Annotated in this window: 14 protein-coding genes; 8 read left to right on the plus strand and 6 right to left on the minus strand. The window is 72.2% G+C overall.

All coding sequences use genetic code 11. From position 1 onward, the window contains the following. The first annotated feature begins 8 nt into the window (after positions 1-8). From ACFYY8_RS39895 to ACFYY8_RS39915, 5 genes are all read left to right on the plus strand, one after another. Positions 9-449 (plus strand): hypothetical protein, encoded by a 441-nt coding sequence (locus ACFYY8_RS39895; RefSeq protein ID WP_390050308.1) that lies wholly within the window; start codon positions 9-11, stop codon positions 447-449. Beyond that, positions 446-1,045 carry a DJ-1/PfpI family protein gene (locus ACFYY8_RS39900; RefSeq protein ID WP_390050309.1) on the plus strand — a complete coding sequence of 200 codons (600 nt, stop codon included), beginning with the start codon at positions 446-448 and terminating at the stop codon, positions 1,043-1,045. Before ACFYY8_RS39895 ends, ACFYY8_RS39900 begins: the two co-directional genes overlap by 4 nt. Continuing rightward, positions 1,042-2,859 (plus strand): AGE family epimerase/isomerase, encoded by a 1,818-nt coding sequence (locus ACFYY8_RS39905; RefSeq protein WP_390050310.1) that lies wholly within the window; start codon positions 1,042-1,044, stop codon positions 2,857-2,859. Before ACFYY8_RS39900 ends, ACFYY8_RS39905 begins: the two co-directional genes overlap by 4 nt. Positions 2,860-2,887: 28 nt before the next feature. Then, positions 2,888-3,211: an STAS domain-containing protein gene (locus ACFYY8_RS39910; protein WP_390050311.1), complete on the plus strand. Its 324-nt coding sequence runs from the start codon at positions 2,888-2,890 to the stop codon at positions 3,209-3,211. A gap of 64 nt (positions 3,212-3,275) precedes the next feature. Continuing rightward, positions 3,276-3,917 (plus strand): TetR/AcrR family transcriptional regulator, encoded by a 642-nt coding sequence (locus ACFYY8_RS39915; protein WP_390050312.1) that lies wholly within the window; start codon positions 3,276-3,278, stop codon positions 3,915-3,917. Here ACFYY8_RS39915 and ACFYY8_RS39920 read toward each other — a convergent pair. From ACFYY8_RS39920 to ACFYY8_RS39930, 3 genes are read right to left on the minus strand one after another with little or no spacing between them, the layout of a single operon-like run. Further along, positions 3,858-4,508, minus strand: a complete 651-nt coding sequence (locus ACFYY8_RS39920) for a response regulator transcription factor (RefSeq protein ID WP_352015277.1) — start codon at positions 4,506-4,508, stop codon at positions 3,858-3,860. The two genes, ACFYY8_RS39915 and ACFYY8_RS39920, sit on opposite strands and share 60 nt — an antisense overlap. Beyond that, positions 4,499-5,581: a sensor histidine kinase gene (locus ACFYY8_RS39925; protein WP_390050313.1), complete on the minus strand. Its 1,083-nt coding sequence runs from the start codon at positions 5,579-5,581 to the stop codon at positions 4,499-4,501. The genes ACFYY8_RS39920 and ACFYY8_RS39925 overlap by 10 nt, the downstream gene beginning before the upstream one ends. After that, positions 5,565-6,182, minus strand: coding sequence for a DedA family protein (locus tag ACFYY8_RS39930; protein WP_390050314.1), 618 nt, complete (start codon positions 6,180-6,182; stop codon positions 5,565-5,567). Before ACFYY8_RS39930 ends, ACFYY8_RS39925 begins: the two co-directional genes overlap by 17 nt. A 150-nt stretch (positions 6,183-6,332) precedes the next feature. Here ACFYY8_RS39930 and ACFYY8_RS39935 point away from each other — a divergent pair, with 150 nt between their 5' ends. After that, on the plus strand, positions 6,333-8,669 hold the full coding sequence (locus ACFYY8_RS39935) for a M28 family peptidase (protein ID WP_390050315.1): 2,337 nt from the start codon (positions 6,333-6,335) through the stop codon (positions 8,667-8,669). Here ACFYY8_RS39935 and ACFYY8_RS39940 read toward each other — a convergent pair. Beyond that, positions 8,634-9,515 (minus strand): LysR family transcriptional regulator, encoded by an 882-nt coding sequence (locus ACFYY8_RS39940; RefSeq protein WP_390050316.1) that lies wholly within the window; start codon positions 9,513-9,515, stop codon positions 8,634-8,636. The two genes, ACFYY8_RS39935 and ACFYY8_RS39940, sit on opposite strands and share 36 nt — an antisense overlap. A gap of 89 nt (positions 9,516-9,604) precedes the next feature. Here ACFYY8_RS39940 and ACFYY8_RS39945 point away from each other — a divergent pair, with 89 nt between their 5' ends. After that, positions 9,605-10,846, plus strand: coding sequence for an MFS transporter (locus tag ACFYY8_RS39945; RefSeq protein WP_390050317.1), 1,242 nt, complete (start codon positions 9,605-9,607; stop codon positions 10,844-10,846). On the opposite strand, the gene ACFYY8_RS39950 is transcribed toward ACFYY8_RS39945, so the two are convergent. Then, positions 10,772-12,184 carry an MFS transporter gene (locus ACFYY8_RS39950; protein ID WP_390050318.1) on the minus strand — a complete coding sequence of 471 codons (1,413 nt, stop codon included), beginning with the start codon at positions 12,182-12,184 and terminating at the stop codon, positions 10,772-10,774. The genes ACFYY8_RS39945 and ACFYY8_RS39950 overlap by 75 nt on opposite strands. A gap of 61 nt (positions 12,185-12,245) precedes the next feature. On the opposite strand from ACFYY8_RS39950, the gene ACFYY8_RS39955 reads away from it, so the two are divergent. Beyond that, on the plus strand, positions 12,246-12,965 hold the full coding sequence (locus ACFYY8_RS39955; RefSeq protein ID WP_390050319.1) for an ArsR/SmtB family transcription factor: 720 nt from the start codon (positions 12,246-12,248) through the stop codon (positions 12,963-12,965). 52 nt (positions 12,966-13,017) lie between these two features. On the opposite strand, the gene ACFYY8_RS39960 is transcribed toward ACFYY8_RS39955, so the two are convergent. Then, positions 13,018-13,791: an HAD family hydrolase gene (locus ACFYY8_RS39960; protein ID WP_390050320.1), complete on the minus strand. Its 774-nt coding sequence runs from the start codon at positions 13,789-13,791 to the stop codon at positions 13,018-13,020. Between the last annotated feature and the right edge of the window lie 272 nt (positions 13,792-14,063).

A 14,063-nucleotide genomic window follows, 5' to 3' on the forward strand; every position in this document is an offset into this window, starting at 1 on the left:
TACTCGCAATGACCGTTTCCACCATGCTCCCCACCCGGCAGGCGCCACCCGCGCGGCGTCCGGCCGCCACCCACCGGCCGATCACCGAGGAGGGGGTGCTCGCGCTGGTCGGCGACTGGTTCGCCACGTCGAACGGCGGCGGCCCCGCCGAGGAGATCCTGCGGCACCTCGTGACCGAGGGCCTGGTGCTGCGCCTGCCGGAGGGGACGCTGCGCAGCCACGACGAGGTCCGGCAGTGGTGGGCGGCCCGCAACCGGGACCGTTCCCATCAGGCCAGGACGCCGAAGGACGTCGTCGTACGGATCTCCTCCCCCCTGCACGCCGAGGTGACGATGTCGGTGGTCTGCGCGGCCGGACAGGAGACGAAGGAGACCTGGTCCGTGGTCGCCAGGGACGGCGCCGCCCGCATCAGGACCCGCGCGGTCCTCGGTCCCGTGGAGCCGAGATGAACCACTATCCGCCGGCGAAGACCGGCCTCCTGCGCGGCAGGCGCGTGGGAATCCTCATGGAGAGCGACTTCGTCGAGGACGAGATCGCCTACTACCGGATGAGGTTCGCCGAGGAGGGCGCCGAGGTCGACCTGCTGTCGAGACTGTGGGGGAACGAGTCGCTCACCTTCACCGGTCACGAGCACCGCGCCCCCATCACGGTCAACGGCGAACTCGGCGGTCTCGGCTACGAGGAGCTGTCCCGCTACTCGGCGCTGATCGTTCCCTCGGGGATGGTCGCCGACCGGCTTCGCTACAGCGAGGACGTGCTCAGGCCCGCCCCCGCGGTCGAGTTGATGCGCCGCGCCTTCCGGCTGCCCAACCTGGTGAAGGCGTTCTCCTGCCACGGCCTCCTGCTGATGTCCACGGCCGCCGACCTGCTGCGCGGCCGTACGGTCACCGCGCACAACAACCTGGTCGGCGACGTCAGGAACATGGGGGCGGTCTTCACCGCCCAGGACGTGGTGGTGGACGGGGACCTGGTGACCGGCCGTACGGTCGAACACAGCCACCTGCTGACCCGTACCATCATCGACCTCGTCGGCGGCGCGCGGTGAGCACCGGGCCGGACTTCGCCTTCTCCGACCTCGTCGCCGGTTACGTCCGGAGTTTCCACGACGGGCGGGTGGCGCTGCGGACCTTCGACGGCAGGTCGGTGACGGTACACCTGACCGGGACCACCAGCGGTCAGATCGTCCGCAACCTCGGCCGGTCCTACCAGGACGTCAGCGGACGGCTGTGGGACCTGCTGGTCCCCGGCCAGATGCTGTTCAGCTACGGACCCGTCTACCCGGAGGCCAACGGTCCGCGTTTCCAAGCCTCCCAGCTGTTCTTCCTGGGGGAGCGGCCGGACGAGTACGGCTTCGAGACGCCGGACTGGTGGATCGACCAGCTCGGCGAGCTGGCGGCCTTCTATCGAGGGGCACAGTTCGGCGCAGGGCCGGTCGACTTCGCCGACTACCGGACCGAGCTGCGGCTCGGCGGCGAGAAGACCGGGCGCCACGTCCAGGAAACCGACACCCTGTCCCGGCTGGTGTACGGCATGGCCAGCGCGTACATGCTCAGCGGGGAGGAGGACTTCCTCACGGTCGCCCAGAGGGGCTCGCGGTACCTACGCGACCACATGCGCTTCGTGGACCCGGACGCCGGGGTCACCTACTGGTACCACGGCGTTGACCTGTCGGGGGCGCGGGAGCGCAAGCTGTTCTCCTCGGAGTTCGGCGACGACTACCGCGCGATCCCCGCCTACGAGCAGATCTACGCGCTCGTCGGGCTGACGCAGACCTACCGGGTGACCGGCGACCCGGACCTCAGGGCTGACATCGAGGACACGGTGACGCTGTTCGAGCGTTTCTTCTCCGACCGGAGGCTCGGTGGCTATTTCTCGCACCTGGACCCGGAGACGCTGAGCCCGCACCACGAGTCGCTCGGCGGCAACCGGTCGAGGAAGAACTGGAACTCGGTCGGGGACCACGCCCCGGCCTACCTGATCAACCTCTACCTGGCCACCGGGGAGCAGCGCTACCTGAGCATGCTCGAACACACCTTTGACATGATCGTCTCCCACTTCCCCGACCCGGACGGCCTGCCGTTCGTGAGGGAACGCTTCCACCACGACTGGACGCCGGACGCCACCTGGGGCTGGCAGCGCGACCGGGCGGTCGTCGGCCACAACCTGAAGATCGCCTGGAACCTGACGCGGATGAACGCCGTGCTGCCGAAGTTCCAGTACCGCGAGCTGGCCGAGCGCATCGCCAAGACCATGCCCGAGGTGGCGCGGGACCGTAACCGCGGCGGCTGGTACGACATGCTCGAACGGCGGCCGGACCAGGAGGGGGTGCACCGGTTCGTCTGGCACGACAGGAAGAGCTGGTGGCAGCAGGAGCAGGCCATCCTCGCGTACCTGATCCTGGCCGGGCACACGGGCGACGACGACTATCTCCGGCACGCCCGGGAGTCGGCGGCCTTCTACAACGCCTTCTTCCTCGACCACGACCAGGGCGGGGTCCACTTCACGGTCCTGGCGGGCGGGGTCCCGTTCCTCATGGGGGACGAACGGCTCAAGGGCAGCCACTCCATGAGCATGTACCACACCTCGGAGCTGTGTTACCTGGCTGCGGTCTACGGCAGGTTGCTCGTCAGGGGGGAGCCGCTCTCGCTGTGGTTCCGGCCGCATGGCCGCGCGGGCTACCCCGGCGGGCTGCTGCGGGTGGCCCCGGACCTGCTGCCGCGCGGCCGGGTCCTGCTGGACGAGGTGTCGATCGACGGCAGGTCGTGGCCGGAGTTCGACCCGGAGGGGATGACCGTGACCCTGCCCGACTCCGGGGAACCGATGACCGTCCAGGTACGGCTGACGCCCCGCCCGAGGTGACCGTGCCGGTGAGACAGAAGGAGTTCCGATGAGTCTTGAGGCGTATCTGACGATCGACGGCGCCGTGGCGCGGATCCGGCTGATGGGAGACCTCGACGAGGAGGCCGTACCGCTGCTGCGCTCCCTGCTCCAGCAGGCCGCCGCCCACCCCGTCGACCGGCTCGTCCTTCGGCTGGACGCCCTTGAGGACATCTGCGCGGCGGGCATCCGGTGCCTGGTGGCCGCCCAGCAGGCGATGGCCGAAGGCGCCGAGATGATCTTCCTTGACGTACCCCCCGGGCCCGAGCACAAGCTGCGGCTGGCCGGGCTGCACCGCGCCCTCGGCGTCCTGTGGGCCGCCGTCCCGGCGTAGCTGTTCCTCCGCGCCGCCTCGCCGGCCGTACACGCGGGCGAGGCGGCGGGCTATGGTTAGTCAGGTGACTGACTCAAAGAAATCGGCGGGCAAGCGGCGGCAGTTGATGGTCGCCGCCGCCCAGGTCCTGCACCGGCAGGGCGTGGAGCGCACCACCATCGCCGACATCGCCGGCGCCGCCGACGTCCCCGTCGGGAACGTGTACTACTACTTCAAGACCAAGGACGCGCTGGTCCAGGCGGCCCTGGCCGAGCACGCCGGACACCTGGCGGGCCTCACCGACGAACTCGACAGGCTCCCCGACCCGCGCGGACGCCTCAAGGCCCTGGTCGACGGCTGGATCGGCCAGCGCGACGTCGCGGCCCGCTACGGCTGCCCGACCGGGACCCTGGCCGTCGAACTGGACAAACGCGAGGACGGGGGCATGGACGTCGAGGCGGGCAGGGTCATCCGGCTGCTGCTCGACTGGGCCGCGCGGCAGTTCCGTGAACTGGGCGCCCCCGATCCGGACGGCCTGGCGCTCACGCTCGTCGGCGCCTACCAGGGCATGTCGCTGCTGACCAACGCCCTGCGCGACCCGGAGATCATGGTCCGGGAGGGGAGCCGCCTCCTGGACTGGCTCGACTCCCTGCCCGGCGAGCGGTCCTCAGGAGCCGAGATAGCGCAGCACGGCCAGGACCCGTCGGCTGTAACCGGTGGTGTGTGACAGCTCAAGCTTGTCGAACAGGGCGTTGACGTGCTTCTCGACCGCGCTCTGCGACACGTGCAGCGTCTGCGCGATCGAGGCGTTGGTCAGCCCCTGCGCCATCAGCTCGACCACCTGCCGCTCCCGGGCGGTCAGCCGGGTCAGCGGGTCGGCGTGGCTGGTGCGGGCGAGCAGCTGCCGTACCACCTCGGGGTCGAAGGCCGTCCCTCCGGCTCCGACCCGGTCGAGTGCCTCAAGGAAGTCGCTCACCTGGGCCACCCGGTCCTTGAGCAGGTAGCCGACCCCGGAGATGTCGCCGCTCATCAGCTCGGTCGCGTACTTCTTCTCCACGTACTGCGACAGCACCAGCACCCTGACGTCCGGCCGGAGCCGCCTGATCTCCAGGGCCGCGCGCAGGCCCTCGTCGGTGTGCGTCGGCGGCATCCGGACGTCGGCCACCACCACGTCGAGCTCCGCTCCGGCCTCGGAGACGGCCTCGACCAGGGCCTCGCCGTCGCCCACGGCGGCGAGCACCTCGTGCCCCTCCTCGGCCAGCAGCCGTACCAGGCCCTCCCTGAGCAGGGTCGAGTCCTCGGCCAGGATCACCCGCATGGCAGCTCCGCCGTGATCACGGTCGGCCCGCCGTCCGGGCTGGTCACGGTGAGACGGCCGTCGAGCGCGGCCACCCGGCCCGCCAGTCCGGACAGACCGTCCCCCGTCGCGTCGGCGCCACCGGCGCCGTTGTCCTCCACACGCACGAGGACCATCGTGCCCTGTTCGCGGACCTCGACGGTGACCAGGTCCGCCCCCGAGTGCTTGTCGGCGTTGGTCACCGCCTCGCTGACCACGAAGTAGGCCGCCGTCTCGACCGCCCTGGGCAGCCGTTCCGGAGGCCTGCCGACGACCTTGACCGGGACCCCGGCGCGTTCGGCGACCCCGGCCAGCGCCTCGGCGAACCCCAGCGAGTCGAGTGCCGAAGGATAGACCCGCCAGGCCACCTCGCGAAGCTCGGTCAGCGCCTGCTGGGCCTGCTCGTGCAGCTGTTCGAGCAGCTCGGGCCGTCCCCTGCGGGCCCGTCCGGCCAGCATCGACAGCGCGACCAGCCGCTGCTGCACCCCGTCGTGCAGGTCGCGTTCGATCCTGCGTCGCTCGGAGTCGACCGCCGCCAGCGCCCCCGCCCTGCTCTCGGTCAGCTCGGTGATCCTGCGCCGCAGCGCCTCGGTCGGGTCGGGGGCGAGCATCCGTACGGCCAGCCGCCGTTCGAGCACGTCCGCCCCCACCAGACCGGACAGGTTCAGGAAGAGCAGGAAGACCCCGGCCAGGCCGATGTAGGCGACCAGCGGAGGGGTCGGCGGCATGCCGTCGAACGGCAGGCCCCTGCTCCACGTCCAGGCCAGGACGGCGGCCGTGACCGTGCCGTACCCGAGCAGGAGGACCACCAGGCCGCCGAGCACGCCGACCGGCACCCTCGCCGCGAGGTAACCCAGCTCACCCCCGCCCTGGGGGGAGAGGTCGAGACCGAGCCGCCGGACTTCGAGTACGGCCAGCCGCCGGGCCGCCGCCCGCGCCCAGGGGCGCCCCGCGAACGGCAGCGCCACCAGGACGAAGACCAGGCCGAGCAGGGCGGTGAACGCGCCGAGGACCACCGCCCCGAGCAGCCGCAGTCCCCTAACGACGGCTCGCATGCCGCCCCTTGTACCGTTCGTTCAGCCTGAGGCCCACGAAGACGACCACGGCCAGCGCGACCACGGCGATCACCACGTTGGTGCCCACGCCGACGTAGGCCTCGACCAGGGACCAGTTCTCCCCGAGGAGGTAGCCGGCCAGCACGAAGATGGTGTTCCAGATGAGGCTGCCCGCGGCGGTCAGCGCCGTGAAGACACCCAGCGGCATGCGTTCGACCCCGGCCGGGATAGAGATCATGCTGCGGAAGATCGGGATCATCCTGCCGAAGAACACGGTCTTGCGGCCGTGCTTGAGGAACCACGCCTCGGTCTTGTCGATGTCGGAGACCTTCAGCAGCGGGATACGGGCGGCCAGGGCCAGGGTGCGTTCACGGCCGAGCAGCGCGCCCACCCAGTACAGCGCCAGCGCGCCGACCACCGAGCCCGTCGTGGTCCACAGAAGTACGGCCGGCAGGCTCATCTCCCCCTGGGAGGAGGCGAAGCCCGCCAGCGGCAGGATCACCTCGCTCGGGATGGGAGGGAAGAGGTTCTCCATCGCCACCGCGAACCCGGCCCCCGGGGCGCCGAGGCTTTCCATCAGTGCAACCAGCCAATCCGTCATGCCCAGAAGGCTACGAAGGTCGGGATATGGTCACCATGAGGCGCGTGACCGTTTCCGGTTGTGGAAAACCACACCTGTGGAAAACCACAGCGAGGTTCGGGCAGGCGCCTCATGCCGCGGGACCGTCGGCCGTACCTATCGTCGCCGACCATGTTCACAAAGACGGCGTTCAAGAAGACGTTCGCCGGGCCGGCCGCCCTCGCCGTCCTGGTAGCGGTGGTCGTGCTGTCCGCGATGGCCGACAGCACGATGCAGCCCCTGCCCGCCTCCGCCCCCGCCGGGGAGTTCAGCGCGCGGCGCGCCCTGGACCACCTGAGGGAGTTCGCCGTCGAGCCACGGCCCATCGGAAGCCCGGCGGGCGACCGGGCCAGGGACTACCTGGTGGGGCGGCTGCGGGCCGAGGGTCTCCAGGTCGAGGTGCAGCGGGCCGTCGGAGCCCGCCCGGCCTCGGGACTGGCGACGTTCGGCCAGGTCGACAACATCGTGGGCAGGCTCCCCGGGACCGACCCGACGGGTACGGTGCTCGTCGCCGCCCACTACGACTCGGCGGCGATGGGCCCCGGCGCCTCCGACGACGGCGCGGCGGTGGCCGCGATGATCGAGACGGTCAGGGCGCTGCGCACGGGGACCGGCCTCCGCAACGACGTCGTGCTGCTGATGTCGGACGGTGAGGAGGACGGCGTTCTCGGCGCCGAGGCGTTCGTCAGGCGGCATCCGCTCGGCCGTGCGGGCGGGGTGCTGCTGAACTGGGAGGCCAGGGGAGTGCGCGGCCCCTCACTGATGTTCGAGACCTCACGGAACAACGCCCGGCTGGTCGAGACGTTCGCCGACGCCGTCCCCGCTCCGCGCGGCGACTCCTCCATGGTCGAGATGTACCGGCTGCTGCCCAACAACACCGACTTCACCCCGTTGACCGGGGCCGGGTTCACCGGCATGAACTTCGCCTACATCAGGGGCTCCTCGCTCTACCACACGGCGGCGGACTCCATCGCGAACCTCGACCCCGGCAGCCTGCAGCACCACGGCTCCACCATGCTGGCGCTGACCCGCGCCCTGGGCGGCGCCGACCTGCGGACGCTGACCTCCGACCACGACGTCACCTACTTCCGCGCCCTCGGCGTCATGATCACCTACCCGGGCACGGCCGTCCCGCCCCTGGCGGTGCTGGCCGTACTGGCGGTCGCGGGCCTGGTGGTCCTCGGCCGGGTACGGCGGCTGCTCACCCTTCCCCGGCTGGCGGTCGCGACGGTCTCGGCGGTCCTGCCGCTGCTCGCCTCGGTCGCCATGGCCCAGGGGCTGTGGGAACTACTGGTCGGCCTGCGGCCCGAGTACGACACGATGGGCGGGCTTCTGCACCGCCCGCAGGCCTTCGAGGCGGCGATCGCGGCCCTGTCCGCGCTGGCGGTGCTCTGCTGGTACCTGCCGCTGCGCCGCAGGCTCGGCCCGGCCGCGCTGTCGACGGCCGTACTGGTCTGGACGGCCGGGCTGGGCGCGCTGTGCGCCTGGTTCGCCCCGGGAGCGGCCTTCCTGTTCACCCTGCCCGCGCTGCTGGGCGCGCTCGGCGCGCTGGCGGCGTCCGTGACCGGCGCACCGGCCTGGGTACGGGCGGTCGCGACGACGCCGGGGCCGGTCACGGCCGCCGCGGTGCTGCCCTCCCTGGCCTGGAACGCCTTCGACGGGATGGGCCTGGCGCTCGGCGGGGTGGGAGCCCTGGTGCTGGCGCTGTTCTGGCTGGGCGTCTCGCCGCTCGTCGAGCTGTTCCAGCCCGGCCCCGCCGTACCCCTGAGGCGTGTGCCGGTGACGGCGGCCGTCCTGGCCGTCTGCCTGGTCGGCACGGGGCTGGCCGTGGACGGGTTCGACGCCGAGCGGCCACGCCGTACGCACCTGGCCTATGTCATGGACGCCGACACCCGCGTCGCGCACTGGGCCAGCGCGGACCCCGAACCCGCCGGGTGGACCGGGCGATACGTCTCGGCGCGTGCCGTTGAGGGGCTGCCGCCCGGCTACGCGCGGGGGGCACTGTGGACGGGCCCCGCCCCGGTGATCAGGGCCGACGGCCCGAGGGTCGTCGTGTCCTCCTACGACGGCGGCACGCTCACGATGCGCGTAACAGCGGGCCGGGGAGCCCGTTCGGTGACGCTGCGGCTGGACCACCCGATCACCTGGGCGGGTGTGTCCGCGGGCCGGTTCGGCCAGGCGGGCGTCCCGGTCACCGGCACACGCGCGGGCACCTGGCCGAGTGAGATCCGCTTCCGCGGCATCCCCTCCCAGGGAGTCAGGGTCACCGTACGGCTGTCGCCCGCCGAGCGGGTCCGCGTCATCGCGATCTCCGAGACCGACGGCCTGTCCACGGTGCCCGGCTTCGTGCCCCGGCCCCCGGGGCTGGTCGCGGCGACCAGGGAGGACGGTGATCTCGTCGCGGTCACCCGGGGGTACACGCTGCGCCGCGGCTCACACGGCGAGGGCGTCGCCGAGGGCGCGCAGTGAGGCGGTCTCGTTGTCGCGGTGCCGGATGAGCGTCAGCGCGGAGTCCGGCAGGCCGGTGACGGGGACGAAGGCGATGTCGGGGCGGCCGTGGTAGCGGGCGCTCGGCGCGCAGAGCAGCATCGCTCCCCGGTCGGCGGCGATCAGCGTCAGCGCCTCCTGCAGGGTGCTGACCCCGGGCCCCCGGGGCACGGGCCTGCCGCCGGGGGTGACGGCGGGCACCTGCAGGTCGCGCCAGTAGCGCGGGGCGGGTTCCGCGATGTCGACGAGCACGCAGTCGGCGAGCTCCTCGGCGGAGATCGACTCCCGGCCCGCGAAGGGGTGGCGACCGGACACCACCAGGGTCATCGGCTCCCTGGAGAAGAGCGGTCCCGCGAGCAGGTCGGGCTCCCTGACCGGGGCGGGGACGACGGCCGCGTCGACCTCGCCCCGGCGCACGCCGCCGAACGGGTCGGCCAGCGGGTACTCCACGGTCTCGACCTCGCAGGCGGGGTGCCGGTCCTCGAAGGCCCTGATCGCCGTCATGACCTGCTCGTTCAGGAAGCCGGAGAAGCCGATCCGCACGATCCCCTCGACGCCGCGCGCCCCGGTCCTGGCGCGCTCGACGCTCTGCCGCAGGGCGTCGTAGGCCGGACGCAGGTCCGTCAGGAAACGCTCGCCGAGCGGGGTGAGCCGTACCCGGCGGCTGGTGCGTTCGAGGAGGCGGGCGCCGATCCTGCGCTCCAGCGAACGCAGGAGCTGGCTGACCCGCCCCTGGGAGACGCGCAGCCGTTCCGCGGCGTGCCCGAAGTGCAGCTCCTCACTCAGCGTGAGGAAGCACTCAAGCTCTCTCATCTCCAGCTCAGGCACCGCGCGTCCCCAAATCGATTAGCCCGGTTAATGTAAGGATGCGATCTTCGTCGTTGTTCCCGGCCCGGCGGCGGCACAGGCTTGGCGACATGTTCACAACGATGCGAACCCCGGCGAGGACCGGGAACTGGACCGCCGTCGTCGCCGTCGCCCTGGGCACCTTCTCCGTCGTCACGACCGAGATGCTGCCGGTCGGGCTGCTCACCTCGATGAGCGCGGAACTCGGCGTCTCCGCGGGTACGGCGGGCCTGGTGGTGACGGTCCCCGGCCTTGTCGGGGCGATCGTGGCACCGGTGCTCGTGGTGGCCGTCGGCGGGCTCGACCGGCGCCGGGTGCTGGTCGCGCTGGCGGCGCTGCTGGCCGTGGCCAACCTGCTCTCGGCGCTGGCCCCGGTGTTCGCCGTCATGCTGGCCGCCCGCGTCCTGGTCGGGCTGTCCATCGGCGGCTTCTGGGCGGTCGCGGCGGGGCTGGGGGCACGGCTGGCGCCGGAGCGGGCGGGGACGGCCACCTCGCTGATCTTCAGCGGCGTCTCCCTGGCCTCCGTGCTCGGCGTGCCCTCGGGGACGTTCGCCGGTGAACTCGTGGGCTGGCGCCCGGCGTTCGCCGCGCTCGGGGTGCTCGCGCTGGTCCTGCTGGTCGCGCTGGTCCTGACGCTGCCGCCGCTGCCCGCCCTCGGGACGGTCAGGGCGCGGGAGCTGCCCGGCCTGCTCCACAACACCCGGCTACGGCTCGGCCTGGTCGTCGTCCTGTTGATGGTGACCGGCCACTTCGCGGCCTACACCTACGTCAGGCCCGTCCTTGAGCAGGTCTCCGGAGTCGGCCCCGGTCTCGTCGGCACCCTGCTCCTGGCGTACGGCCTGGCCGGGGTGATGGGGAACTTCGTCGCCGGGGCCGTCGTCGTGCGGGCCCGGTACGGCACGGTCCTGGCCGTGGCCGGGCTGCTCGGCGTCTGCATGCTCGCGGTCCCGCTCGCCGGTGAGACGCGGGCCGCGGTCGTCGTCTCGCTGGCGGCGTGGGGGCTGGCCTACGGAGGGGTTTCGGTCAGTATGCAGACATGGGTGCTCACGGCGGCGCCGAAGACTCCGGAGGCCGGGTCGGCGCTGTTCGTCGCCGTCTTCAACGCGGCCATCTCCCTGGGCGCGTTGCTCGGCGGCCGGGTCGTCGACACCGTCGCGGTCTCCGGCGTCATGTGGGCGGGGGGAACGCTCGCGCTCCTGGCCGTGCCGGTGGTGGTGCTCGCCGTACGGCGCCGCGGTTCACAGGGGGACCGGGACACGGTTGGCGCGCCAGGACATCAGGGCCAGGAACGCCCCGGCGAAGAAGGCGCCTGAGGCGATCAGGGCGGCCGTGTGGAGGCCGGAGACCAGCGGCGCGGACGTCGTGGCGAGGGTGCTGAACAGGGCGACGCCGACGGAGTTGCCGATCTGTCTGGCGACGTTGAACACCGCCGAGGCGACGCCCGCGTTGGCGTCCGGCGCGGCCTGCACGATCGCGGCGGTCGCGGCCGGGACGGTGGTCGGGGTGGCCAGACCGGTGGCGACCAGGGCGAAGAGCAACTGCCAGTAGGGGGTGTCGGGACCGGCGACCAGCCAGCCGAGGAAGCCGAACGCGCCGAGCAGCAGCGCCCCGGCCATCGGGGCGTGGGGGCCGTGGCGCGCGGTGAGGCGGCCGGAGAGCGGGGCGGCGAACACCGCCATGCACACGGTCGGCAGCAGCGCGACCCCGGTGCCGAGGGCGCCGTAGCCGCGCTCGTTCTGGAAGTACAGCGTGGACAGGTAGAGCATCCCGTAGTAGCCGAGGTTGAGCAGCACCCCGACCGCGGCGGCCGGGGAGAAGCCGGGGGAGCGGAAGAGCGAGGGCGGCAGCAGGGGGGCGGAACCGGCGCCGGGCGTGGCCTCAAGGCGCCGTTCGACCAGGACGAACAGCCCGAGCGCCACGATCCCCACCCCGCAGGCGGCGAGCACGGGCGGCGACGTCCAGCCCCGGGCACCGGCCTCGTTGAGCGTGCCCGCGAGCGCCGTCAGGCCGACGACGCCCAGGACCTGCCCGACGGGGTCGAGCCCGCGACCCGAGGCGCGGACGGCCGGGGCCGGGACGTGCCTCAGGGTGAGCCATACGGCGAGCAGCGCCACCGGCACATTGATCCAGAACGCGGCCCGCCAGTTCAGCCCGGCCACGAGGAGACCGCCGACCAGGGGGCCGGCGGCGAAGGCGACCCCGGCGACGCCGGCCCACACCCCCAGAGCTCTGGCCCGGGTCGCCCGTACGGGGTAGGCGGCGGCCAGCAGCGCCAGCGACGTCGGTACCAGCAGCGCCCCGCCGACGCCCTGGAGCATCCGCGACGCGATCAGCGGCACGGAGGTCGTCGCGAAGCCGCAGCCGAGGGAGGCGACGGTGAAGACGCCGAGGCCGGTCAGGAAGACCCCGCGGTGCCCGAGCCGGTCGCCGAGGCCGCCGCCGAGGAGCAGCAGGCCCGCGAAGACCGTGCTGTAGCCGTCCACGACCCAGGCCGTGGCCGGGGCGTCGGCGTGCACGGACTCCCTGATGGTGGGGACCGCGACGGTGACGACGGTGACGTCGAGCATGACCAGGAAGTAGCCGAGGCTCAGCGCGACGAGCGGGGGCCAGACCAGCCGCTCGGCGGGGACCCGACGGTCGGTTGCAATCATGACCGCATGGTCGCCCCGGGTCACTTAGTCATCTGTCTAACCGTTGATGTACGTTCGCGCCGTGGAGCATCCACGACGTGACCCGGACATCGCCCGCGCGGCGCGCCTGATCGCCAGCGCCTCCCGCGCCCACATGCTCAAGGCGCTCTCCGGCGGCCGTCCGCTGGCCGCGAGCGTGCACCTGCGGCGGCTCACCGAGGCCGGCCTGGTCGTCGGTGAGCAGCGCGGGCGGCACCACTACTACCGCCTGGCGAGTGCCGAGGTCTCCGCGGCGCTTGAGGCGCTGGCGGTCGTCGCCCCGGCCGTCCCGGCCCCCGTCGCCTCGCTGCGGGTCGGCAGCAGGGAGAACGCCCTGCGCAGGTCGCGTACCTGCTACGACCACCTCGCCGGGTCCCTCGGTGTCGGGCTCATGGAGACCTTCGTCAGCCAGGGGCTGCTCACCGGGGTACCGAAGACCGAGGAGGACGGCCGGGGGGACGACCTGCCCGCCGCCTACGGCCGGGCCCTGGAGTACCACCTGACCGGGACGGGCGGGGAGGTCTTCGGCCGTTTCGGCATCGACGTCGCTCACCTGAGCACCGGGCGGCGCCCGGTCGTGCGTTACTGCGTCGACTGGAGCGAGCGGCGTCACCACCTCGCAGGAGGACTGGGGGCGGCGCTCACCGGCCGTTTCTTCACCCTCGACTGGCTGCGGTACGGCGTCTCGCCCCGGGTCGTCCACCTCACCGAGACGGGCAGGCGGGGGCTGGTGGACACCTTCTCCTTCGAGGCGCCCGCCTGAGGCGCTGGAGATCGCCGCGAGGAACGGCTCCGCCGAGCCGGCCCCTGACCCGTCACCCGGCCGCGCCGCCGTACGGCTGACCGAACCCGAGCAGGGCGGGCACCTCCTCCAGGGACCGTACGGCGGGCAGCCCGGCGGGAACCGGGGCGCCCGCCCGGTTCAGCCAGACGCCGTACAGCCCGGCGGCGTTCGCCGCGGCGGCGTCCACGTCGTGCCTGTCACCGACGTAGGCCACCCGCCCGGGTGGCAGCCCGAGCGCCGCGCAGGCCGCGTGGAAGATCTCCGCCCGTGGCTTGGCGACGCCGACCTCGCTCGACGTGACCAGCACGGGCAGCGCCGTACCCAGCCCGATCCTGCGGAGCTTGTCACGCTGCTGGGCGGCGTCCCCGTTGGTCAGGACCCCGAGCCGCGGCCGGACGGCCTCCCCGGCCAGTACGGCCAGGCAGGGCGCGACGTCGGGGAAGGCACGCCAGGCGGCCTCGTAGTGCCGCAGGTAGCCCGCGAACCAGGTGTCCGCCTTGGCCTCGTCCCAGGACCCCAGGCCGATCTCGGCGAAGAGAGTGGTCACGCGCAGGCGGCGCTGTCCGGTGAAGGTGAGTTCACCGGCGAGATAACGGTCCATGGCGTGGTGTTCGAGCTCGGCCCAGCGCCGCCGCGCCGCCTCGTGGTCGACGTCCGCCCCCGCGACCCCCGCGAGAGCCCCTGTGACCCCTGCGAGAGCCCCCTTGAGAGCCGCTGTGAAGGCCGTCGCCGCGGCCGTGTCGTGGTCGAGCAGTGTGCCGTCGAGGTCGAACAGGAGTCCCTCGACGTTCCGGTTCCGTGTCACGTGGCCGCACCGTATCCGATCATCCACTGCCGTGCACGGGGCGATCATCCAGAATCACCCGTGGTGAACGCTCCAGGTCCTGAAGGCACGGCCTTTCGCTTTCCGCGCCGTCGCTTTTCCCTCAGACCGGTTTTCCCCGGGCGGTACGCCGGATCCCTCGATTACCCGGACCGGATTCTCCAGCGAATCTCTCCATAAAGTCATATTTCTGGTATGTCATATGGACCGTTGATCGCGACTTTTGTGTTTTTCGATCACGTTGGCAATCGTGA

Source organism: Streptosporangium sp. NPDC001559, assembly GCF_042893955.1.
Lineage (GTDB): Bacteria > Actinomycetota > Actinomycetes > Streptosporangiales > Streptosporangiaceae > Streptosporangium.